The sequence below is a fragment of the Aquimarina macrocephali JAMB N27 genome, assembly GCF_000520995.1.
GTDB lineage: Bacteria > Bacteroidota > Bacteroidia > Flavobacteriales > Flavobacteriaceae > Aquimarina > Aquimarina macrocephali.
Genome location: NZ_JACA01000034.1, coordinates 100,966 through 126,359 on the forward strand (window position 1 = coordinate 100,966; position 25,394 = coordinate 126,359).

Annotated in this window: 18 protein-coding genes; 6 read left to right on the forward strand and 12 right to left on the reverse strand. The window is 33.9% G+C overall.

All coding sequences use genetic code 11. The annotated features are described in order from the left end of the window. Positions 1 to 2: 2 nt before the first annotated feature. The 8 genes from Z054_RS0118335 to Z054_RS0118370 all read right to left on the reverse strand — a co-directional run bounded on the left by Z054_RS0118335 (position 3) and on the right by Z054_RS0118370 (position 13,120). Entirely contained in the window at positions 3 to 2,375 is a 2,373-nt protein-coding gene (locus tag Z054_RS0118335; RefSeq protein ID WP_024771500.1) for a PSD1 and planctomycete cytochrome C domain-containing protein, read from the reverse strand. Between the two features lie 86 nt (positions 2,376 to 2,461). Beyond that, positions 2,462 to 3,469 carry an isoaspartyl peptidase/L-asparaginase family protein gene (locus Z054_RS0118340; protein WP_024771501.1) on the reverse strand — a complete coding sequence of 336 codons (1,008 nt, stop codon included), beginning with the start codon at positions 3,467 to 3,469 and terminating at the stop codon, positions 2,462 to 2,464. A 2-nt stretch (positions 3,470 to 3,471) separates the two neighbouring features. Then, positions 3,472 to 5,724: a GH92 family glycosyl hydrolase gene (locus Z054_RS0118345; RefSeq protein ID WP_024771502.1), complete on the reverse strand. Its 2,253-nt coding sequence runs from the start codon at positions 5,722 to 5,724 to the stop codon at positions 3,472 to 3,474. A gap of 57 nt (positions 5,725 to 5,781) precedes the next feature. Then, positions 5,782 to 6,891, reverse strand: a complete 1,110-nt coding sequence (locus Z054_RS0118350) for a glycoside hydrolase family 10 protein (RefSeq protein ID WP_024771503.1) — start codon at positions 6,889 to 6,891, stop codon at positions 5,782 to 5,784. A gap of 1 nt (position 6,892) precedes the next feature. Further along, the gene (locus Z054_RS0118355) at positions 6,893 to 7,996 is read right to left on the reverse strand and encodes a carbohydrate-binding family 9-like protein (protein WP_024771504.1); all 1,104 of its coding nucleotides are present in this window, start codon (positions 7,994 to 7,996) and stop codon (positions 6,893 to 6,895) included. A gap of 11 nt (positions 7,997 to 8,007) precedes the next feature. Next, positions 8,008 to 8,976, reverse strand: coding sequence for a glycoside hydrolase family 130 protein (locus Z054_RS0118360; RefSeq protein WP_024771505.1), 969 nt, complete (start codon positions 8,974 to 8,976; stop codon positions 8,008 to 8,010). A gap of 39 nt (positions 8,977 to 9,015) precedes the next feature. Further along, a complete protein-coding gene (locus tag Z054_RS0118365) occupies positions 9,016 to 10,839 on the reverse strand; it encodes a sodium:solute symporter family protein (protein ID WP_024771506.1) in 1,824 nt (607 codons plus the stop codon). Between the two features lie 10 nt (positions 10,840 to 10,849). Beyond that, positions 10,850 to 13,120: a GH92 family glycosyl hydrolase gene (locus tag Z054_RS0118370; protein ID WP_024771507.1), complete on the reverse strand. Its 2,271-nt coding sequence runs from the start codon at positions 13,118 to 13,120 to the stop codon at positions 10,850 to 10,852. A 140-nt stretch (positions 13,121 to 13,260) separates the two neighbouring features. Between Z054_RS0118370 and Z054_RS28825 the strand changes: the two genes are divergently transcribed. From Z054_RS28825 to Z054_RS0118400, 6 genes are all read left to right on the forward strand, one after another. Continuing rightward, a complete protein-coding gene (locus Z054_RS28825; protein WP_035092580.1) occupies positions 13,261 to 14,340 on the forward strand; it encodes a sensor histidine kinase in 1,080 nt (359 codons plus the stop codon). Further along, on the forward strand, positions 14,340 to 15,047 hold the full coding sequence (locus Z054_RS0118380; protein ID WP_024771509.1) for a LytR/AlgR family response regulator transcription factor: 708 nt from the start codon (positions 14,340 to 14,342) through the stop codon (positions 15,045 to 15,047). Before Z054_RS28825 ends, Z054_RS0118380 begins: the two co-directional genes overlap by 1 nt. Positions 15,048 to 15,170: 123 nt before the next feature. Then, a complete protein-coding gene (locus Z054_RS0118385; protein WP_024771510.1) occupies positions 15,171 to 16,553 on the forward strand; it encodes an NAD(P)/FAD-dependent oxidoreductase in 1,383 nt (460 codons plus the stop codon). A gap of 91 nt (positions 16,554 to 16,644) precedes the next feature. After that, complete coding sequence (locus tag Z054_RS0118390) at positions 16,645 to 16,830, forward strand: hypothetical protein (RefSeq protein ID WP_024771511.1); 186 nt, start codon at positions 16,645 to 16,647, stop codon at positions 16,828 to 16,830. Then, positions 16,821 to 18,002 (forward strand): MFS transporter, encoded by a 1,182-nt coding sequence (locus Z054_RS0118395; protein WP_024771512.1) that lies wholly within the window; start codon positions 16,821 to 16,823, stop codon positions 18,000 to 18,002. Before Z054_RS0118390 ends, Z054_RS0118395 begins: the two co-directional genes overlap by 10 nt. Beyond that, positions 17,974 to 18,513 (forward strand): sigma-70 family RNA polymerase sigma factor, encoded by a 540-nt coding sequence (locus Z054_RS0118400; protein WP_024771513.1) that lies wholly within the window; start codon positions 17,974 to 17,976, stop codon positions 18,511 to 18,513. Before Z054_RS0118395 ends, Z054_RS0118400 begins: the two co-directional genes overlap by 29 nt. 82 nt (positions 18,514 to 18,595) lie before the next feature. On the opposite strand, the gene Z054_RS0118405 is transcribed toward Z054_RS0118400, so the two are convergent. The 4 genes from Z054_RS0118405 to Z054_RS0118420 form a co-directional block, all read right to left on the reverse strand. Continuing rightward, positions 18,596 to 19,294: a VIT1/CCC1 transporter family protein gene (locus Z054_RS0118405; RefSeq protein WP_024771514.1), complete on the reverse strand. Its 699-nt coding sequence runs from the start codon at positions 19,292 to 19,294 to the stop codon at positions 18,596 to 18,598. A gap of 2 nt (positions 19,295 to 19,296) precedes the next feature. After that, the gene (locus tag Z054_RS0118410) at positions 19,297 to 20,433 is read right to left on the reverse strand and encodes an efflux RND transporter periplasmic adaptor subunit (RefSeq protein ID WP_024771515.1); all 1,137 of its coding nucleotides are present in this window, start codon (positions 20,431 to 20,433) and stop codon (positions 19,297 to 19,299) included. Positions 20,434 to 20,443: 10 nt separating this feature from the next. Continuing rightward, entirely contained in the window at positions 20,444 to 24,799 is a 4,356-nt protein-coding gene (locus tag Z054_RS0118415; RefSeq protein WP_024771516.1) for a CusA/CzcA family heavy metal efflux RND transporter, read from the reverse strand. A 76-nt stretch (positions 24,800 to 24,875) separates the two neighbouring features. After that, positions 24,876 to 25,277 carry a hypothetical protein gene (locus Z054_RS0118420; RefSeq protein WP_051473802.1) on the reverse strand — a complete coding sequence of 134 codons (402 nt, stop codon included), beginning with the start codon at positions 25,275 to 25,277 and terminating at the stop codon, positions 24,876 to 24,878. Positions 25,278 to 25,394 lie beyond the last annotated feature (117 nt).

Here is a 25,394-nt window from a genome sequence, read left to right on the forward strand (position 1 = left end):
CTTTAACTTTTAGTTATGGTCTCATCTAAATTAAATAGTAAACTCACTAAAGCCGTATATGCCCTTAATTCTATAGGTTGGATATCTTCCGGAATATCTAATGTGTTTATTTGCAATCTCTCTGTAATTTCTGTATCATTTTTAATATATCTTTCTCGTTGTTCATTGAGATATTGAGATAATTTATTCAATTCTATTTCATCTGGGTATCTAGATGTAATTTTCCTAAAGAGAACTTCAATCTTTTGTTTCTCATCAAAAGCTTCTTTTTTCAATACTTGAATAGCCATAGCAATTGATGCCTCAATAAGTTGGGGGTCATTCATTAATACTAATGCTTGTAAAGGAGTACTGGTTTTTTGTCTCTGTACACTACAAAAATCTCTAGATGCAGCATCAAATGTGAGCATGGACGGAGGGGGTACTGTTCGCTTCCAAAAAGTATATAGACTTCTTCTATGTAACCCCTCGCCAGTGTCTTCAATATATCTTGTAAGTCCCTGTCCTGAAGCTGTTTCTGCCCACAACCCTGGCGGTTGATAAGGTTTTACGCTTGGCCCTCCTATCTTTTTAACTAAAAGTCCGCTTACTGCCAATGCATTGTCTCTTATGGCTTCTGCAGCTAATTTATAGCGTGGGGCTCTTGCTAATAGTTCATTTTTAGGATCTTTTTCTAATAACTTAGGAGTAATTTTAGAATCTTGTTGATACGTAGCTGATAAGGCTATTTTTTTTAATATACCTTTTATATCCCAGCCTTCTTCTTTAAAAGTTACAGCTAACCAATCCAGTAATTCAGGATGTGTAGGAAGTGCTCCCTGATTTCCAAAGTCATCTGCAGTAGTGACAATACCTGCACCAAACATTTGTTGCCATAAACGATTTACCATTACCCTTGCTGTTAATGGGTTTTTATCATCAAAAAACCATTTTGCCAAACCTAACCTGTCTTCTGTATACTGATCAGAAAAAGGTAGTACCTTCTCTGGTAAGATATAAGGTACTTTTTCGCCAGGAGCATCATAAAGTCCTCGATTTAGTAATCGATTCTCTCGTATTCCTTTTTCATCTTTCATTACCATCAATTTTACCTTAGGAATGGAATCCGGCATACTAATAAAAGGTAATTTTTCCTTAACCATCTTTTGATCCAACGTTATAGAAGGTTCTGGTGTTTCTCCATACTCCATCCTTCCCTTTTCATTTAACTGATTAAAAAAGCTATACATACCATAAAACTCTTTTTGAGATATAGGATCATATTTATGGTCATGACAACGGGCACATTCCATAGTGAGTCCCATAAAGGCCTTAGAAGTTGTATTTGTCCGATCCATTACATACTCTACACGATATTCTTCATCTATCACTCCACCTTCCTGCGTAATTTTGTGATTTCTATTAAACCCCGAGGCCACTATTTGTTCTAGACTAGCATTATCTATTTGGTCTCCTGCTAACTGCCACTTTACAAATTGATTATAGGGTAAGTTTTTATTAAATGCAGATATCACCCAATCTCGCCAAGGCCACATTGTACGTTCCAGGTCGTCTTGGTAACCATGAGTATCAGCATATCGTGCCACTTCCATCCAATCTAAAGCCATACGTTCTCCATACGCATCAGAAGCAAGCAATCGATCTATTATTTTCTCGAAAGCATTGGGCGAAGTGTCTGTAGTGAAATCATTAATTTCTTCTAACGTAGGTGGCAAACCAGTAAGGTCAAAAGAAATACGTCTTATTAATTTTTCTTTAGTTGCTATTACTGATGGTGTAAGTCCTTCGGATTCTAGTTTTTTAAGAATAAAGTGGTCAACTTCATTATTTGCCCATTTTTTGTCCTTAACTTCAGGTACTTCGGATTTTTCTGGAGCCTTAAATGCCCAATGTGTATTCCATTTAGCCCCATCTTTGATCCACTTTTTTAAGATTTTTTTCTCATAATCATTTAAACTAAGATTAGAATGTGTAGGAGGCATGAGTTTATGTACATCTTTAGCGAAGATTCGCTTCATCATTTCGCTGTTCTCTACATCTCCAGGTATTACAGCATATCGATCGTTATTTTCTCCTAATGGGACATAAGCACCATCTTCTGTATCAAAACGTAATCCAGCTTCTCTGGTGCCTGCATCGGGTCCGTGGCAAGCATAACACTTATCTGATAAAATAGGTTTTACATCAAAACTATAGCTTATCTTTTCTGGTACTTTTTTTTCATTTTCAGATGTTTTTTGTTCTAAACTTAGTCCCGTACTCTTCTCTTTTGCCAGTAATATATATTCTTCTTTTGGATTTGATATTAACCATTTTATAAAAACAGTTATTACAAAAAAAAGTAAAAAATATAGTACAATATTCCTTTTTTTCATACGTTTAAAATTTAACTATTTAGTTATATTTATCTTTACTATCCTATAGAAAAGGTGCCTTCTTATCATGCTAATTAGTAGCTAGTTTATTTGATCATATAGTCTGCATCTAATAATTCATTACTAGAAATCTCATTTTGTATCGCATAATTAAACCCGGGGCGTAAACAGTACGAACCATATTCTCCATCTTTATTAAGTGCTATAAAACCTACCTGTAAATACTCTAAGTCTGAATGATTTTTATGTATTTTATAAATCCTTTCAACTACTTCTTTACATGCCTGATAAGGAGATTTTCCTTGACGCATTAATTCTACCACCATGGCACTTCCTGCGGTTCTGATTACGGCTTCTCCTAAACCTGTTGCTGCCGCAGCGCCTACTTCATTATCCAAAAACAATCCTGCTCCAATTATCGGAGAGTCTCCTACCCTACCATGCATTTTCCATGCAGCACCACTGGTAGTGCATGCTCCTGAGATATTTCCATCTTCATCTAATGCCAACATACTTATAGTATCATGGTTTTCTATATTTATTACCGGTTTATAATTAGATTTCTGAAGCCATTCTTCATATGCTTTCTTTGATTTTGGTGTAAGTAACTCTTCCTTTTTAAAACCCTGTTCTAAAGCAAATTGCAATGCCCCCTGGCCTGTAAGCATTATATGTGGTGTTTCTTCCATTACTTTTCGTGCTACAGAAATAGGATGTTTAATGTGTTGTAAAAAAGAAACTGCTCCGCAATTACTATTATGGTCCATAATACATGCATCCAGAGTTACATTTCCTTCTCTATCAGGAAAACCTCCCAATCCTACAGTTTGTACTTCTGGGTTTGCTTCTGCAGTACGCACCCCTTGTTCTACTGCATCTAATGCGCTACCTCCTTTACTCAATATTTTCCAAGCTTCCTCATTGGCTACAATACCATGATTCCAGGTAGAAATAACGATGGGCTTTACAATCTTTTTAATTTCTTTTTCTTCCTTAACAACAGCTGTTTTTCCTTGTTTTTCATCAGTTTTACAGCCAAAAATTGTTACTATTAAAAAAAGTGACAAGCAGTAATACTTAGTGTTAGTTCTCATAATCAATATATTTTATTTAAATCTGGTAAAGACATATTTATAAATGCCGCATCATTCGAAAAATTACTCATTTCGAATTCAAGAAACCCTCCATTTACAATTTCTTTATGTGTTATATACATACGATCAAGTGGTTTTCCATTTAATCTTATGTTCTTTATATATGTACTCTCTTTGGATAAGTTTTTAGCCGTTATTAAAAACGTTTTTCCTTGTGGAAGCTGTATTTCAGTATGCTCAAATATCGGTGCTGTAATATGATATACACCCTGTGCCGGATTTACAGGATAAAGTCCAAGGGAACTAAATATGTACCAGGATGACATCTGTCCACAATCTTCATTTCCGCAATGTCCATTGGGTTCATTTTTGTATTGTCCTTCTAAAATCTTACGAGTTAATTCCTGAGTTTTTGAAGGTTGATTTACGTAATTATATAAATATGCAACATGATGACTTGGTTCATTACCATGTGCATATTGCCCAATCATTCCTGTACTAAATATTGGTAGTTTATCTTCTGGTTTGGGATCGTAAGAAAACATAGAATCTAACTTTTGTGTAAATCGTTCTTTTCCTCCTGTACTTTTTATCAACCCTTCTAGATTTTGCGGTACAAACCAATAGTATTGCCAGGCATTACTTTCGCAATAAAAAGGTGTATATTCTTTTGGATTAAAGGGTGCTACAAATTTCCCCAAAGTGTCTTTAGGTTGAATCCAGTTATTTTTATCGTTGTATAAACTTTTCCAATTCTCAGAACGTTTCATAAAATATGTATACTCCTCTTCTTTCCCTAAATCTTTTGCAAACATGGCTATACACCAATCATCATAGGCATACTCCAGCGTTTTAGAAACAGACCAATTTTCATGATGCTCTCCTATCGGGATATACCCTAAACGCTTATAAATATCTATTTGTCTATCATCTACCATAGCACTTTCTTTACATGCTTTATAAGCTAATTTGGCATCAAATTGAAAACCTTTGAAATATGCATCAACAATAACCGGAACGGCATGATACCCTATCATCATATTGGTTTCATTCCCTTGCATGGACCATACTGGTAATACTCCTGTCTCCTTATAATGAGCCAGTATGGATTGGATCATATCAGGAACTCTTTCTTGCTGAATAATAGTATATAGTGGATGTGCAGCCCTAAAAGTATCCCATAATGAAAATGTATCATAACGATTAAAACCTGTAGCATGTACTATGGTATCATTAGCTCCTTTATAATTTCCATTTGGATCACTTAGTAATGTTGGCGCCAGCATAGATTGATACATCATTGTATAAAAAACACTTTTCTTGTCACTATCTGGTGTGCTTATTTTTATTTTCTGCAGTTCACGTTCCCAAGTGGCCTGTGCTCTTCTTATATAGTGATCAAAATCGAAATGAGGAGCTTCTGTATCTAGCGATTCTTGGGCTCCCTCAATACTAGCTGTAGACAACCCGGTTTTAATGATAACCTGTTCATTCTCTTCTGTGTTATAGTGCAGTACAATTTTTGTATTTGTTCCATGAACGGGAAGTGTAGTTAGCTCTTCATCTTTAAACACTTGATACGTCATAAAAGGTTTTGAAAATTGCATTACAAAATAAACTCGTTGGTCTTTTGCCCATCCGGTAGACATCCGATACCCCTGAATAGTTTTGTCATCCACTTTTTCAATATAAGTATCTGTAGGTTTATCCCAGTTTATAGCGTATCCCAGATCCACATGTATTGCGGTTGCAGTATCTTTAGGGAACGTGTACCTATGTATGCCTACTCTATTGGTTGCTGTAAGTTCTGCTTTAATCCCATAATCCAATAAATCTACGGTATAATATCCTGGTGTAGCAAATTCTTTATCATGACTGTATGTAGAGAATGGTTTATAATTGTTTTCTTTTATTTTTTTTGAAAACTTACTATTGGTGGGCATTACCAAAATATCATATAAATCTCCGGCTCCGGTCCCGGTAAGATGTGTATGAGAAAAACCACTGATTATAGAATCTTTATAGTAATATCCTGCAATTCTATCCCACCCTGGAATTCCTATATCCGGACTCAACTGCACCATACCGAATGGAAGTGTTGCTCCCGGGTATGTATTGCCGGGACCATCTGTTCCTATGAATGTATTTACATAAGAGGTTAATGATTGTTCTGGTAGTTTTACTGAAACCTTCTCTTGATTGCAAGACCAAAACAATAGTAAAAGAATGATATGTAAATAGAATATTTTTTTCATTTTTGGTATGAATAAGACCTCACAGATTTTGATAACCTATTAAGTTCGTATATCGGATTACTTTTTTGATTTTCTAATTGCCTCTAATTGCTCTTCTGTTATCGCATTTCCGTCAAAAAATGAAATCCCTGACGCTCCATTATCTTTTGCTAATTGTATGGCTTTTGATACATCGTCTGCACTCATCGGAGGAAGATATATTCCCGTATGCAATTTAGTTTGCTTTCCTTGCAGATCATTAACTCCTTGTTTGGTAGCAAAACCAATCCAATCTATTTCCTCGTTATAAAAGTTGTGATAAATCATTGGTAATACTTCATCTACATTCCATTTGTCCCATCGTTGTCTAACCATATGATCTGCCATTTCGGGATATGGAAACACAGCTGCGGTTAACTTCTTATTATATTTATGAGCAATTTCATAAGCCTCGTCTACCACTTTTTTTATTTGATTTAGCCTAAATTGTTTCCACTCTATATCTATCGCAATATTTTTAGCTTCTTTTGGATTTTTATGATGTTCTTGTTCAAAAGTTTTTATACATACATCACAGTAACAAAAATCAAACTCTGGCAGCTCTTCATCCTGTACTAGATTATATTTTGGTAATAACCCTATAGGTAAATAGATATCTGAATATCGAATATAATCGAGATGTACACTGGTTATACCTTCAACCTTTGCCAGTTCTTCTACTAATCCCAAAATATGTGCTCTGGACTCTTCTCTGGTAGGACATAACCACTGATAATAATCTACATATGGTCGCGTATCATGGCACGATTTACCTTCTCTACTTACTGCATACCACTCTGGGTGCTTTAAGGCTACTTCATCCCCAGGCCGATTCATAGTAAACATCCAGGCATGAACTTCTAGACCAACTTGCGTAGCTAAAGGTGCTATTTTTTTTAAAACTTCGGGATCAGCGAAAGTATTTATCAATACTGCATCTATGCCATTTTCTTTATATTTTTTAAACTCTTCTCTATATTCATCATTTGATTTTGAGGGGTTCGCAGTAATCCAGGTCCAATATTTAAATGACGTTGTCTTTACTTCTGCTACAACCTCTTTTACAATTTCTTCTTCTTTTTTAGTTTCAGTTTTACAACTAACACTAATAAATACACTACACAAGAGTATAATTTTGAGCATCTTCATATTAATCTTCTTTTTGGATAATTTTACCATCTTCTTTAATAATAAACAGACGTTTTGTATGCGGGCTTACAACTGTTATATTCCAGCCTGTTTGATGATTCTCTATGGTTTTAACAACCTTATTTCCATCAACCAACAGATCATTGGCTTCTAGTTCTTTAAAGGTTTTTGCCCAACGGGTGTTCTTTTTAAAATATGCCTTTTGTTTTCTATATAATTGATACAACAATCGTTTTACTTTTTCATCTTCAGGAATTCTGAAATCATCATTTTCTCCTACTTCTTTTGAGGAAAAATATACATATCCCCAATCTTCGGGTTGATGCATATTAATTACCCCGATAGGAGACCAAACCCAATTGTATTCCGGTTTAAATTTTCCGTTATCATCTCGTTTTCTGGAGTATTTATCATTCTGAAGTTCAAAATCCCAATTCACTCTAGAAAAATTAACTCTCCAAAACTTATCTTTCGGAATATTTTTGTGATAATACGACGTTCTAAACACTTTAAATGGAATAGCTATTTCTATTACCCATCCTTTATCGGTATCATTTGGGTTATTTATAGTTCCGTTTACTTTGACTGAGGATTTAAATCCATTAGCATCCCAATCATTTAATACTGGGGTTCCTTCTCTATATGGTTTTGTAATAAACAAATCCCACAGTGTATTTAATGCATTAACTTCAAATTCATAATAATTATGAGTGTCATTATCAGGATCGATAAAAATTTCGAAATCATTATTATAAAAAATAATAGCGTCCCTTTGTTTAAGGTTACCCCATACATGAGGTTCTTCCATTTCTGCCAAAAAGTAAAAATACTCATCATCCCAAAGCATTTTTACAGTAGTTTTATATTTTGGAATTTTGCTTCCTTCAATATCTATAAAAAACTCTGTAGATTTTGCTTTACTCCAGGAAGATTCTAAAGCAGATCCATCTATATCTATTGATTCTTTAGTATAATGCGCGATATAAGATTTTGGAAGTACCTCATTTTCAACACTTTGCCCATAAACAATAGTTGCTTTACTCAAAATTAATACGATGACACAAAGTATTTTATTGATTCTATTTTGAAAAAGTTTCAATTTCATTTTAACCTACTTTATAATGAATTTTCTTTAGTAAACTTAATAATTTCACTTATCCTTCCAAAAGCCAATGCAACCACGGTATCTGCTGCTCCATAATAAATAGCCACTTTATCCTGCTCGATATCTTGTAGAGTAGCACAAGGAAATATCACATTAGGAACATCTCCTATTTGTTCATAAGTCACAGAAGGTGTTAAAAGGTATGGTTTTGTCCTGTACTTTACCTTATCCGGGCTACTCTTGTCCAAAATAGCAGCTCCCATAGCATACCTAAATCCATTACATGTATTTATTACTCCATGATAAAACATCAACCATCCTTCATCTGTAAGGAAAGGCACAGAACCTGCTCCTATCTTAGTGCATTGCCAGGCACTGTCTTCAAAAGGGGTTGCCTGCATTACGTTTCTATGTTCTCCCCAATATTTCATATCTGGGCTATAACTAATAAATATATCGCCAAAAGCGGTATGCCCATTATCACTTGGGCGACTTAACATTGCATATTTACCATTGATTTTTTCTGGAAATAATACTCCATTTCTATTGAAGGGTAAAAATGCATTTTCACATTGAAAAAATTCTTTGAAGTTAAAAGTATAAGCAATCCCGATAGTGGGGCCATAATACCCATTACACCATGTAATCCAATATCTATCTTCAATAAAAGTAACTCGAGGATCATACTTGTAATCAGAATCTATCATTTCTGTATTTCCTGCTTCCATGATAATAGGCTCTTCATTAATTTCCCAATCAATCCCGTTATGACTGAATCCTGCAAAAATATTCATCTGTACAGCTTTATTATCACATCTAAACACTCCTGCATAACCATCATTATACGGCACAACAGCACTATTGAAAATACTATTAGAAGTGGGTATAGCATCTCTAGAGATGATTGGATTTGCAGAATACCTCCAAATAGCATCAGTGCACCCTTCAGGTTTATCCTGCCATGGTATTTCTTTTTTCATCGTATTTCTAGTATAAATATTACTACTTTTCAAAAAGTATTATTTTGTCTTAAGTTTATCATACCATGTTCTCTTTAATATTACCGATGTAATAATCATTAATACTATCGCAAAAGCCAAGCTATAATATTCTTTTATAATTAAATACATAGGCACCAGAACAAAGGTCATTTGCCAAATAATCCCAATACCGCAATTAAACATATCTCTCCAGAAGTTTTTATTAGGTAAAAAATCCGGGTCCTCTTTTTGTATTGCATCAATAACTGGTTTCCACCATCCCCAGGGCTTGGTGGTTCTATAAAAGTTTTTTAACACCTCTATATCATCTCGTTTTCCTAATATTACTCCTAAAAAGCATCCGATAAAGGACATCAACAGGATACCTGGAAATAAGTAAATGGCGGTTGTATCCGGAAAAATTCCAGGTACTATTGTTGCTGCAATAAGTCCTGCCAACATTCCTCCAAAATAGCCATAAGAATTAAATCTCCACCATATCCACTTTAAAACATTTGCTGCTGCATATCCTCCATACAAAGCTGAGGTTAACCATATGGTTAATTCATTAATAGATGATGCAAAAAAACCACCAATCACCCCTACTAATACGATGAGAATAGATGATAAATAACTATACTTAATATATGTTTTATTTGATGCTTTTGGGTTGATATATTTCTTGTATATGTCATTAACTATATATGCTGGCGCAGCGTTTATAAATGCTGCAAATGTTCCCATAAAAGCGGCTAATAAACCTGCCAGCAATAACCCTTTAAAACCTATTGGAACAAAGCGATGAATGGCCACTGGTAATATGGTTTCAAAATCTACATCTATACCTGCTTGTTGTAATTCTGGTCCTAAATATACCAAACCAAGTACGGCAAAACCTGTAATCATTAAATACCTGGGTATAAAAAGAACAATAATTGTAAAAGCACTCATTTTTGAGGCTTCGGCTTCATTTTTAGTAGACAAAACACGTTGCATATCATAGCTGGGAACGGGACCTGCAAGGCTGGCAAAAATGCCTTTAAAGATCATCATCATAAATAGGAAACCAAACAAAGAAAATCCGTCTTTCTCTATCTTTTCATTTACACTATCGATATATCCGGTCCAATCCAAATCTAATTTCATATCAAAGAATAAATTATTCCAGTTTTCTGGTGTAGCGATGGCAATTTGTTCTGCTGTAACAGTAGTAAAAGCAATATATCCAATAACCAAACATGAAATGGTCATAATTACAAACTGAATGACTTCTGTTCCTACTACACTATACATTCCTCCTTTTAAAGTGTATAAAGTAGTTACACCAATAATTACCAAAGCGTAAGATTGCTCTGAAGCTACTACAAACAATCCAAGGTCTATAGATAAGTCCCAAGGAAAAAATACAATTGCAAATTTACCGATCCCTTCAAAAAAGTAGGCTATAAAACCTAAAGTGCTAATAACAGCAAAGATTGTTACTATGATATGAGATAATTTAGCACCCATGGCAGATCCAAATCTATAGGTTATCCATTGTGCTCCTGTCATCACATTTGACCTTCGTAACCACGCGGCCATAAAAATCATAATAAAAACCTGATTCCATACGGGCCATAACCATGGGAGCCAGGCACTTTTCATACCGTAGACAAAAAGAATAGTAACTGTCCACATGGTACCAGAAACATCAAACATCCCTGAAGCATTTGACAGTCCGAGATAATACCAGGGGATTTCATTTCCGCCCAGGAAATACGATTTCATATCTTTTGATGCTTTCTTAGCAACATAAAATCCAAAAAGAAGAGTAATAATGATATAACATAGAATTATTACAATATCTACGGTAGCTAGGTTCATTTAGAGTTGGTTATTTCTGTACACCCCAGTTTTTGTTAGGAGATGCTCCCATTACGAAATGCAATGTTCCTCCTTCTATTATTTCCTGATGTGTAATATATGATCGATTAAATTCTTTTCCGTTTAAGGTTGCAGATTGGATGTATATATTTTTATCTGAAACGTTCTTGGCTTCTATATTAAAACTAAGATCACCTGATAATTTTAAAGTAGCTTTCTCAAAAATCGGACTTCCAATTTGGTATTCTCCTGATGCAGGGTTCATTGGATAAATTCCTAAAGAGCTAAAGACATACCAAGCCGACATTTGCCCGCAATCCTCATTACCGCTTAATCCATTAGGTGTTGTATTATATTGAGTTTTTAATATTTGACTTACCCAATATTGAGTTTTCCAGGGGGCATTAGCTTTATTAAACATATAGGCAATATGATGACTAGGTTCATTACCATGTGCATATTGTCCTATAAGACCTGTAATATCTGCAGAAATATTATCTCCGGTAATTTCAGAATCTTCAGTAAATAGTTGTTCGAGCTTTGCTACAAAGGTAGTTTGATCTCCAAATAATTGTATCAACCTCTCAACATCATGAGGCACAAACCAACTATGTTGCCATGCATTTCCTTCTGTATAATCGGCATGCACTCTATGAGCAGAAAATTTGGGATCAAATGGCTCGTGCCATTTTTTGCCATCCTCGAATTTTCCTCTCATAAATCCTGTCTTAGCATCAAAGAGATGTACAAATGCTTTGGATCGTTTTAGGAAATACTCATAATCCTCTTCTTTCCCTAGAGTTTTAGCAACTTGTGCAACGCACCAGTCATTATAGGCATATTCTAATGTAATAGTAACAGATTCATCTAGCAAATTATATGGGATATACCCATGTTTTTTATAATACTCCAACCCTCTTTCATCTTGCATCATAGTGGTTTTCATCGCTTCATATGCTTTTTCGATATCAAAGCCTTTGATGCCTTTTAGATATGCTTCGGCAATCACAGAAACAGAGTGATACCCGGTCATAGTATTGGTTTCATTAGCATATAAAGTCCATACAGGTAATGTCTTGTTATTTTCATAATATGCTAACATAGAATTTACGATATCAGAAACTTTATTTGGTTCTAAGAATATCAGTAATGGGTGCTCTGCTCTAAAGGTATCCCAAAGAGAAAGTGTAGAATATGCAGTATAATTTTTTGCAAAAACAATACTATCATTTTCTTTTCTAAACGCTCCATCCTTATCACTATATGTTACCGGTGCTACTTGAGCATGGTATAATGCGGTGTAAAAAATGGTTTTTAACGAATCGTTTTTAGTATCTACTTCTATTTTAGATAGTACATTTTGCCATGATGCATTGGCTTTTTCTACGGTTTTATCAAACTCAAATTTATTTTTATATTCAGAAATATTGTTTTTTGCATTTTCAACACTGACCGAAGAAACTCCTACTTTTACCTGTAATTGATTTTTATTTCCCTCGTTAAAAAACAACTGCGCCGATGACTTTACACCTTTAATAGAATTAACATTTTCAGTTTTTTTGGTATCGGTATACAAATCATAGTTATTGATGGCTTTAGAGAATTTCATCACAAAAAACACTTTCTGATTTTTTGCCCATCCGGTACTATTTCTATATCCTGAAACTGTAAATTTATCTTCAATGTGTATTTGTGATTCTAAAGTTTTATCCCAATTAATAGCATATCCTAAATCTAATACTACAGATTGCGTGTCTCCCTCTTTATATTCGTATCTATGAAAAGCTGTTCTAACGGTAGAAGTTAATTCTGCATTAATATTAAAATCTTCTAAAAACACACTATAATATCCAGGTACAGCTTTTTCTTTATCGTGAGAATATTTGGACTTAAAAGGTATTTCGTCTCTTGTGCTAAAAGAAGTAGATAAATCTACTTCTTTATTAATTGGCATCAATCTAATATCATTAAGATCTCCAATCCCTGTACCACTAAGGTGTAAATGACTAAAACCTATAGTTAGAGAGTCTGAATAATGGTACCCAGAGCACCAATCCCATTCTGAAATACCATTATCCGGGCTTACCTGTACCATACCAAATGGCACTGTTGCTCCTGGATAAGTATGACCATGCCCCCCTGTGCCAATAAAAGGGTTTACAAACTCAATTACCGTACTGCTTTCTGCTTTTATACCACCCTCATTATCATGTTCTTTCTTACACGAAAAAGTAATCAATATTGCTAGTACTACTAATTTAATATTGTGAAGTATTTTCATCTATTTACATTTATTTTTTTATCATTGTTCTACAGGAAGAGCAAGTAATGACATAAATATTTACAAAACTTATGGTTAAAAGAATAATTTTAGATCAATAACAAAGCAACTTAGTTAAACGTCATAAAATTTGGGGAAATATGCTGCAAAAAATAAAAAACGTACTTAATATAACATCTGGGAATAATTATACTATAACTGCAAAACATCATGTTATATTCTGGCTCGTATATTTTCTATTTACCACCTTTAAATGGGGTAGTTACTTTAACGATTATGTCTATTCTTTAAAAACTACTATTCTAGGGTTTATTATACATATGTCTTTAAGTTATTTCAACATATATTACTTAATGCCAAAATTCGTAGACAAACGTAAGTATTTGATATACATATTCTTATTACTCACATCTCTTTTCACAATGGTCCTGGCAAAATTTTATTTTACTTATTTCCTTGTTAACCATAATGTTTGGCCAGAAGGTCCTGAAGTAACAAATGAATTGACCTTAAATTATACTATAGAAATGATGCTGGGAGAGCTTTATGTTGTGTCTTTTGTTTCTGCTATTAAAGTAACCCTGGATAAGCTTAGAGAGCATAAAAAATTAATTGAGATAGAAAAATTACAATTAGAAACAGAATTACGCTTTCTTAGGGCTCAAATGTCTCCTCATTTCTTTTTTAATACTTTAAATAATATATACTCTCTTTCTGTAGAAAAATCAGACAAAACCCCAAAAACTATATTAAAGTTATCCGAATTAATGCGGTATTTATTGCATGAGACTAATCAAAAAAGACAATGTCTTAGCAAAGAAATTATATGTCTTCAAAACTATTTAGATTTAGAAAGAATCAGATACGGAGATTCTTTAAAAATAAATGTGACTGTTTCTGGTGAAATCGAAGGTAAAAAAATTGCCCCTATGCTGCTTTTATCATTTGTAGAAAATGCATTTAAGCACGGTGCTAATAAAAATGTTGGAGAAATCGAAATTAATATCTCTTTTAACATAGTAGAGGACTTTCTGTATTTTAAAATTACTAATCCAATTCCTGCAAAAAATAATAAAAACAAAATTGACTCCTTTTCTGGGGGTATTGGAATAGGAAACGTAAAAAAGAGACTTGAGTTAGGTTATAAACCTGATGAATATAATCTAACTATTAGTGAAAATAACGATCAATATATTGTTGAATTAAAAATTAAAGTATAATGGATTTAAAATGTGTTATAATAGATGATGAACCATTGGCTATTAATGTTATAAAAAATTATGTTGACCAGACAAAAGGATTGATTTTTTTAGCTTCATTCAACGACGCGACCGAGAGTATTGATTATTTAAGAAATAATGAGATAGATCTTCTTTTTTTAGACATTAATATGCCTCTTTTAGATGGATTAAATCTGTTAAAAAGTATGCATCAAAAACCACTCACTATAATTACTACTGCTCATGAAGAATTTGCAGTAGAAAGTTATGAATTGGAGGTCGTAGACTATTTGGTAAAACCAATCTCTTTTCATAGGTTCATTATGGGCGTAAACAAAGCTTTCAAAATAAAAGGCTATCAAGAAAAAGATAATGTTACTACTCCTTCTAAAAGAGCCTATATCTTTTTGAAAATCGATAAAAAAAAGATACAAAAAATATACCTGGATGAAATATTATCTATCGAAAGCCTTGGCGATTATATCAAAGTGAATACGTTGTCAAGCAACTATATTGTGCATCAAACTTTAAGTAATTTTACAGATGATTTACCCTCTGATAAGTTTATTAGAATTCACAGATCTTATACTATATCAATTGATAAAATAGAATCTGTTGAAGGTAATAGTATAGAGATTGCAAATAATCGATATCCAATTGGTAGAAGTTATTTAAATGAGGTAAGAAGTGTTATTTTTAAGGTGTAATCACTTGATTAAATCTTATATATAAAATGATAAAACACAGTCATTTTTTATACCCTAATCTTAATTACTTAAAATTTTATTTATAGTACCCTGCATCATTTTTTAAAGTTGTCGTCTTAAGAGATGAATACAAATTTTAAAATGATGAAAAACAATAATTTACCCATAGCAATAATAGGTGCTGGCCCAGTAGGATTAGCTGCAGCTGCACATTTACTAACACAAAATCTTCCTTTTATTGTATTTGAAGCAGGAAGCTCTGTTGGACAAAATATACTCTCCTGGAGTCATGTTCGTGTGTTTTCTCCCTGGAAATATAATATAGATCGAGCTGCGAAAGAATTATTACAACAAACCGATTGGATAGCTCCTGATGAAAATGAATTACCAACAGGACAAGAGTTGGTAGAACAATATTTTCGTCCACTAGCAAATTTACCTCAGATTAAATCACATACTCATTTAAATAGTAAAGTAATTTCTATTGGAAGAAAAGGCTTGGATAAAATGAAAACCTTTGGAAGAGAAGACAAACCATTCTCTATTAAAGTAGAAAAAAATGGTACTATTAATTATTATGAAGCAAAAGCAGTTATTGATGCTACAGGAACCTGGAATCAGCCCAATCCGATTGGTTCTGGTGGTGTATTTGCCGAAGGAGAACAAGAATTAAATGATCATATTTTTTATGGTATTCCTAATGTTAAGAAAGATCATTTAGAACATTACAAAAACAAAAATATTGTTGTTGTAGGGGGAGGACATTCTGCCATAAATGTATTATTAGATTTAGCAGATATCCAAAAAAATTATCCACAAACACAACTCAACTGGGTATTGAGAAAAGATACTATGAAAAAAGTGTATGGCGGCAAACAAGAGGATGCGCTAGAAGCAAGAGGAGCTCTTGGTATTCGTATAGAGGAATTGGTTAATAGTGGAAAACTAAACGTCTATACTCCTTTTCACATCTTAAAACTAACCAAAAAAGAAAACGGTATACAAATTATCGGTGACCAAAATGGCGAAATAGAAACCATTAACCAAATAGACGAAATAATAAGTAATACAGGTTCACGACCAAATTTAGAAATGATTCGTGAGGTACGAATAGATTTAGATGCCTCATTAGAATCGGTTTTTGATCTAGCAGAATTAATTGATCCAAATATTCATAGTTGTGGAACAGTGAGACCACACGGAGAAAAAGAACTCCGCCATCCAGAAAAAGATTTTTACATCGTAGGGTCTAAAAGTTATGGTAGAGCACCTACTTTTTTAATGACAACGGGTTATGAACAAGTACGATCGGTTATCTCTTATTTGGCAGGCGATAAAGAAGCTGCAGAACGAGTAGAACTTAATTTACCAGAAACTGGAGTATGCAGTACCGATTTTGCAACTAATGAAAAAGAGAGTACTACTGGTAATTGCTGTTCTACAGCATCAGCTTTGGAAGGAGTAGAATCTACCAGTTCGAATTGCGGAACATCAGGATGCAATTAAAAAAATAAAAATGATGCATCATTATAAAAATCTTGCGTCTTAAAGAGTGAAAACAATACATAACAAAATAGAAATATTAAAATTTATAATTATGAAAACGAGAAATACAAACAAGCAAGTAGAAACAGTACAACAAGCTAGTGGATGCTGTGAATCTACATCGGTACAAGCACAATCTGCACAAAGCTCTTGTTGTGAGCAACCTACCGATGGGTCATCATGTTGTGATAAAAATGAGAGTAAAGAAATAAATATTGAAAAAACAGGATGTTGCTAACCAAAAGCCCGCCTATTCGCAAAGAACAAAGCTCCTCATTTCGAGGGGCTTTGCGTGCTAGTGGGGTCATGGCTTTTGCAGGATTAGGTGATGCCGTTCTATATCCTGTACTTCCCATTTATGGTAAAGAATTAGGGTTTTCAGTATTCTTTATTGGTGTGTTGTTATCGGTAAACCGTTTCGTAAGAATTATTGCAAACACATCTATTGCAAATTGGGTACACCAAATCGGAATCCGAAAAATGCTGATTATCACTGCAACACTAGCTACTCTAACCACTTTTCTATATGGACTGAAATTAGGTTTAATTTCTTTTCTACTAGCAAGAATTTTTTGGGGACTAAGTTATTCCGGGTTAAAAACTTCTACTTTATGCTACGCCTCGCAAGCTAAAGAAAAATCTGGCTTAGTATTCGGATTATCGCAAAGTATCAAATCATTAGGGGCATTATTCGTACTTTGGTTTGGACCAATAGTCATTGGTGAATTTGGTATTCAAAATGGGCTGTTTAGCATAGCTTCAATCAGTCTGTTGGGTATACTTTTAGCGTATTCATTACCAAAAATTGAACCCGAGGCAAAAAACGAGGTAGTAAAAACAAGCCTCACTTTTTATCCAAATACCATCAACTTGTTGGTCTTTATAGTATCTGTTTCAATAGATGGTATTTTAGTAGTATCTCTATCGTATTTATTATCTGGAAACATGGTCAATTCAAATGAGTTGCTTGGTTATGTGGCGTTTTATTTATTATTAAAACGATTATTTACCTTATTGTTTTCTATAATTGGAGGGGTTCTCTCCATACGTTTTCGGCCATTATTCTTATTTTCAATTTCAATTAGTATTTGTTTATTAGCAATGGCATTGATTGCATTTGATATTACTATTTTGGGCATTATTCTAGCCTTTTTATTTAATACAATTGTGGTTACTTTTTCACCTCTTATTGCAATAAAGAACTCACAAAATAAAGATAATTCCTTACAGGCAATTTCTAGTGTAAGTACATGGTGGGATATAGGTGCTGCCGTTGGTGCATTTATCGGAATCTACGCCATTGAGTTTATTGGAATACAAAACCTATATTTATCTTTGTGTATAACAGGAACAATTTTATTCATCAATTTCTCTATAAAAAATGCAAAATCAAGTCGTTCAACTATATAATCCATTATTAGGCTACGTTAAAAAGCGTGTTCGCAATCAGGAAGACGCCGAAGATTTAACCCAAGATGTATTTTTGAAATTATCCAAATCGAATAGTAATGGTGTCGACAACCTTAAAAATTGGGTATATACTATAGCCAAAAATACAATTACCGATTACTACAGAAAAAAACAGTTGCAAACAAATACTATTGAAGAGGATACATTTTTCGATTACGACACCGATAATGATGCTGGGATAGCGCTTGGCAAATGTGTAAATTCTTTTGTCAATCAATTACCAGAAGAGTATCGAGAATTAATGATCTTATCTGAGATAAAGGAAATACCACAAAAAGAGATCGCCGAACAGCTTAATATGAATTATGTCACGGTACGCTCTAAAATTCAACGTGGGAGAAAAAAGCTTAAAGAATTATTTGAAGGTTGTTGTACTATCCTACAAGGCGGAAAAGGAAGTATTCTGGACTATGAATCAAAAACCGGAAGTAATAAGAAATCATCCTGTTAACACTAATCCTTTTCATTACTTCTCAAACCACTTTTTAACCACTCATAATATACCTCAGTATCTGTATGTTTTTATTAAAATTTTAATTGATATTAGTATTAAATAAATATCCTATAAATGCTGTTAATCCCATTGCGAGTGTTCCCCAAAAAGTAATACGGAAAACTGCTTTTACCGGATTAGACCCTCCTGTTAGAGCAGCTACTATACCTAGTATTGCTAAAAATAAAATAGCAAAAATATATTGTATGTATTCCATTAAATTTAAAGGTGCTATAAATGCAACAATAACAGGAAAGAGACCTCCCACCGTAAAAGCAATTCCAGAAGAAAAAGCTGCTTGTAGTGGTTTTGCTTCTGTCATCTCTGTAATTCCTAACTCATCCCTTGCATGTGCTTCAAGCGCATTGTGCGCTGTTAGTTGTTTAGCAACTTCTAATGCTGTTTCTTTATTTAGACCTCTTTCTTCATAGATTTCAGAAAGTTCTATGAGTTCCTGCTCTGGTGCATCTATTAATTCTTGCCTCTCCCGTGCGAGGTCAGATTTTTCTATATCTGTTTGGGAGCTTACCGATACATATTCTCCTGCTGCCATTGACAATGCACCAGCAACTAGACCAGCCACTCCTGCTAGTAGTATAGGGTCACGAGTGCTACTTGCTGCCGCAACACCTATAATAATACTTGCTGTAGATAAAATACCGTCATTGGCTCCCAAAACTCCAGCTCTAAGCCAACCACTACGCGTTATATAATGTTTTTCTATTATTTTCTCATCCATGATTATTCTCCTATTAAATTAAATACTCCTTTAGTCAAAAACTGTGTATTAGATTTAAAAATAGCTTTATTTTCTATAACCGAAAAACCATCATAAGTTTCTTTAACCACAACTTTTTCTTGATGGAAATAGTACGTATCTCCATCTTTTTTATCTAAAACTAAGATGTAAAGAACTTCATCAACAACAATAATAGCCTCACTTGGTAACGCTTTTGCGAAAGTAGAATCTGTAATAACAGTAGCTTCGACAAACATTCCTGTCAAGAAATTATGACTAGATTCGTTCTCCAAATGTCCATGTACTTTAATCGTTCTGTTGTCTTCAATTACAGTACCTACAAGGTGTACTTGGGCTTTAAATGTTTCTGTTGAAACTTCTGGGATTTTGAAATCGATCTTTTGTCCTTTTTTAATTTTCATTATATCCTTTTCAAAAACAGAAAGTTCTAAATGTATATGGTCATTATCTATAATTTCCAAAATTTCAGTAGCAGGTGAAACATAAGATCCTTTTGTTACATTTACCTTTGTAATACTACCAGAAATAGGTGCGTAAATGCTTACAATAGAACTAATTGTTCCTGCTCGCACTGCTGCTGGTGATATGTTAAGCATTCTTAATTGCTTGTCTAAGCCTGTATGTCTGGCAACTGCTGTTTTGTATTCGCTTTCTGCTTTTAAATAACTCTTCTGAGATGTGATATTTTCGGCTTTCATTGTTACCTGTCTGTCATATTCTGCCTTTAAATAGGCAAGCTGCTCATTGATTTCCATATACTGTTGCTGCAAGTTCACAAACTCTGGGTTTTCAATTGTTACGAGTGCTTGCCCCTTACGTACTTTATCACCTATAAGTAATGGTGTAGTTTTGATATACCCACCCATTGTAGAATTTATGACGGCTCTATTTTCTGGTGGAACATCAATCATTCCGTTAACATTAACAGCAACAGGGAATGGTTTTTCTTCAAGACTTCCCAACTCCATTTTACTTTGTTCAAATTGTGCTTGAGTAACTTGGATTCCATCCATTATCTCTTCGCTTTCATCCTTATCCGATTGATTATTCTTTTCACTACAACTAAATAGGGTGAAAACAAGACTTAGCGGTACTATTTTATATAGGTTACGTTTCATAACGTTGTGTTTATAAGGTTAGGTAATTAATAGCGATAACGGTTTGATTATAGTCATTGAGCTTATCCAGATAACTCAACTTTATTTCGTAAGCACTTTCTAAACTTTGGATGTATTGATAGAAATCAATCTCTCCATTTCTGAAACTACCATTAGCCGTTTTTAAAATTTCTTCTGAAAGTGCCTCGCCTTCATTTTCATAATAATTCAATGCTTCTTGAAGCTGGATCAACTCTGTTTTAAGGGTTCTGAATTTTGTGTTCAACCGAATTTCATATTCGTTAGATTCAGCTATTGCAATATCTTCCGCAATTCTCGCTGCTTTAATTTGTGATGATTGACCACCAAAAAATATTGGTATTTTCAAACCTAATTGGTATCCATAAAGGCTTCCATTTACTTCTGAATTGGTGCCTTGAAAATAGTTAAAACTTATATCTGGTAGTAGTTCCTGCTTTTTAAAACGATGCTCTGCTTGTAGTAGAGAGATTCTGTTTTGGTAATATCCAATTTCTGCAATTCCATCAATATCCAAAGTATACATTGTTACTTTAAGCAATGCTTCATTAGCGATAACTATAGCTTCATCTACTTGAATTACTTTTAATAAGTTACCATAGGCTATTGCTACATCATTTTGTGCTTGTTCGTATTTAAGGTTGATTTGTTTTTGCTTAGATGCTGCTGTGATTTTCTCTAGATAGTTGGTTTCTCCTAATTCAAAACGTCTTGCAGCTACTTTAGAAAAGTTAGTATACAAACTATCCAATCTTTTATAAACGTTTTCTTTTTCTCTAACGATTTGATATTCATAATAAGCAGCTGTCACTTTGCGTTCTATTCCTTTTTTCTGAACATCATAACTACTTGAAACAACACCGTAGCGAGCTTGATTTACTTTCTTTTCAGAGAAATAAACTGTCGGAAACCTGAAATCTTGTTGAATTCCAAATACTCTCAAAGGTTTATTATTTAAAGCCAAATTGTTCTCATCAAACTCGTAATAAACCAGTGTTTTATCAAAACTGAATGCACTATTTATTAGTGCATCAGATTGTTCTACTTGTAACGCACTAGCTTTTAATCCTGCATTATTTTCAATAGCTAGAGGGACTAATTCTTTTAGGGTCTTAGCATCTTGTTGCCCTTTTACATTCATAGAAAACAACAATGCTATAACACTCAAACCTTTTACAGTAATCTTACTAGAACTTTTTTTCTTTACAATAGGTATATTTAAATATGCATAGAGTACTGGCAAAACTACTAAAGTCAACAACGTAGCAGTAATTAATCCTCCTATAACAACAGTTGCTAGTGGTCGTTGCACTTCGGCTCCTGCATTTGTTGAAATAGCCATAGGCAAGAATCCTAATGCTGCCGCAGATGCGGTTAATAATACAGCTCTCAATCTGTCTTTTGTTCCTTGTTTTATTAAGGCTTCCATACTTTCAAATTCTTTCTTTTGTAATTCCTTAAAGTGTTCGATCAATACAATACCATTAAGTACTGCAATACCGAAAAGTGCGATAAAACCAACTCCTGCCGATATACTAAATGGTAGATCACGAATCCACAATAATAACACACCACCAACCGCAGCGAGAGGAATTGCAGAATAAATCATCAATGCTTCTTTTACAGATTTGAATGCGAAATACAACAACACGAATATTAGGATTAGTGCAATAGGTACTGCAACCATCAATCTTGATTTAGCACTTTGTAAATTCTCAAACTGACCACCATACGTGATAGAATATCCAACAGGTAATTTTATATTTTCGTTTATCAATCCTTGTACGTCATCTACCACAGATTGCAAATCACGATTACGTACATTTATACCAACTACGATTCTACGTCTGGTATCATCGCGAGATATTTTTGCAGCTCCTTTTTTATAACTGATATCTGCCAATTCACTTAAAGGGATCTTTCTACCTGAAGGCAAATCTATATAGAGATTTTTTAGATTGTCTATGTCTTGACGTTTCTGTTTATCCAGCCTCACAACTAAATCAAAACGTTTTTCGCCTTCAAAAACACTACCTGCGGATTTCCCTGCAAAACCCATAGATACCATATCATTAAGCTCTTGAATATTAAGTCCATATCTGGCAATTTTTGCTCTATTGTACTGTACGCTCATTTCAGGCAATCCGGCTATTTTCTCGACAGAAATATCTGCGGCTCCAGGTACATTTTTAATTAAAGCACCAATCTCACTTCCTTTCTTAGCTAGTATATCTAAATTATCCCCAAAAATCTTAATAGCTATATCGGCACGTACTCCCGTGATTAGTTCATTAAACCTCATCTCAATAGGTTGCGTAAACTCTACTTCCATTCCTGGAATTATCGCCAATGCTTCTTTAAACTTATCTGCCAGTTCATCTTTGGATGAAGCAGACGTCCATTCGCCTTTAGGTTTTAGAACAATAATTACATCACTCTCTTCCATAGACATTGGATCCGTAGGCACTTCGGCAGCACCAATACGAGTAACTACTTGTTTTACTTCTGGAAATTCTTTTAGAAGTATCTTCTCTATTTCTGTAGTGATTTTTACCGTATTACTCAATGAAGTTCCTGTTTTTAGAACAGGCTGAATAACAAAATCTCCTTCATCTAAGGTTGGTACAAACTCACCACCCATCGTTGTATATAAATAAAGTGAAATAGCCAAAAGTGTTATCGCGATTCCTAACACTAACTTCTTACTTTGTAATGCCCAATGGATAATTGGCGCATACATTTTGTTGAGCCATTTCATTAATCGTACTGAGATATTTTTATCGGTGGCTCTTGATGGTTTTAAGAATATCGATGCTACTACAGGAACGTATGTAAAACAAAGAATCATTGCGCCAATAAGTGCAAAACTGAACGTTAATGCCATTGGTTTAAACATCTTACCTTCGACACCGCTTAGCGATAAAATCGGGATGAATACAATCAAAATAATAAGCTGTCCAAAGATGGCTGAGCTCATCATTTTTGATGCTCCAGAAAATGTAATCTCATCTTTTAATTCTTGTTGTTCTGCTTTCTCACTTCGGCTAAGTTTAGTATGAAATCCAGCGTTAATCTCATCCTTCTTTTGTGTGATTTGAAAAGCTATGAATTCTACAATAATTACTGCACCATCAATGATAATTCCAAAGTCAATAGCTCCCAAACTCATCAAATTGGCATCTACACCAAAGATGTACATTAAAGATAGGGCAAAGAGCAAACACAATGGAATAACTGATGCTACGACTAGTCCAGATCTGAAATTACCCAAGAGCAAGACTACAACAAAAATTACAATCAAACATCCAAGAATTAAGTTCTCTGAAACAGTAAAAGTCGTTTTTGCTATCAATTCACTACGATCAAGAAAAGCATTAATATAAACGCCTTCTGGTAGTGATTTTGAGATTTCCGCAACCCGTTCTTTTACCGCTTCAATTACTTTCTTAGAATTTGCATCTTTAAGCATCATAACTTGCCCTAACACTTTTTCACCTTCGCCATTACCTGTAATAGCACCAAATCGAGTAGCGCTTCCGAAACCTACTTTTGCAACATCTTTAATATAGATAGGTACACCATCTTCGTTTTTAACAACAATAGTATTTATATCTTCTAGTGATGAAACAAGGCCTTCTCCACGAATAAAAAATGCTTGGTTAACTTTCTCAATATAACCACCTCCAGAAACACTATTATTCATTTCTAATGCTGTAAAAATCTCACGTGCTGTAATGTTCATAGCATTGAGTTTTTCTGTATTTATAGCAACTTCATATTGTTTCAAGAAACCACCCCAGGTATTGACTTCTACTACACCAGTAATGCCTGAGAGTTGTCGTTTTACTACCCAATCTTGTATGGTTCTTAGGTCTTCTGCATTGTACTTGTCCTTAAACTCTGGTTTTACATCAAGGATGTATTGATAGATTTCTCCTAAACCTGTGGTAATTGGTCCCATCTCTGGTGTCCCAAACCCTTCAGGAATTTTCTCTGATGCTGACTTTATTTTTTCGGCAATAAGTTGTCTGGGTAAAAAGGTTCCCATATCGTCTTCAAAAACAATGGTCACTACTGATAGTCCAAATTTTGAAATAGAACGAATCTCCAACACCCCTGGTAAATTTGCCATTTCTAGCTCTACAGGATAGGTAATGAATTGCTCCATATCTTGGGTAGAAAGATTACGCGAAGTTGTGATAACTTGTACCTGATTGTTTGTAACATCTGGTACTGCGCCAATAGGAATTTGTGATAATGAGTACAACCCAAATCCTATAATGAAGGTTGTAAATAAAAGAACAACAAATTTGTTCTTAATACTAAAATTGATAATATATGATAACATAATTCATAATGGTATAAATATGATTACATCATCGTGTATACACGATAACATTAATGGATAAAACCTATAAAATGAATTATGCTTGCCGTGGTGGTTGAAAGATTCCTGACAGATGACAATTGTAGTCAGGAGATTGATAGAAAAAGATAGTAGAAGAGTTTCTTTGCTCCTCTATTTTTTTATAATCATTCTTATTGTAATTGATAACTAAAGCCAGGAAAGAATTTGTATGTCCTTGATGCTGAAACGGAAGCTGCTCATGTTCTTCTTTTTCTTCTTGATGTTCTTTATTATGCTCTTGTTTTAACTCTCCGTAATGCTTAGAAATAAACACAAAGAAATTATCACCATATTCATCTGCGTGAAATTTGGCATGCTCCATTAACTCATCCAGTTGTACAATATCGACTACACCGACATTGAAACTTTGAGTTAATACTAAACCTGAGATTAATATAGATATTAGCTTTACAATCATCTTATTATGATAAAGATAATCTATTTGCAAGAATTTCTAATACTCCTTACTTAATTCGTAATTGTTCTAAATTAAAAAAGAAAAAATCTCTTCTTTTAGATGAACCAGGATATCTGT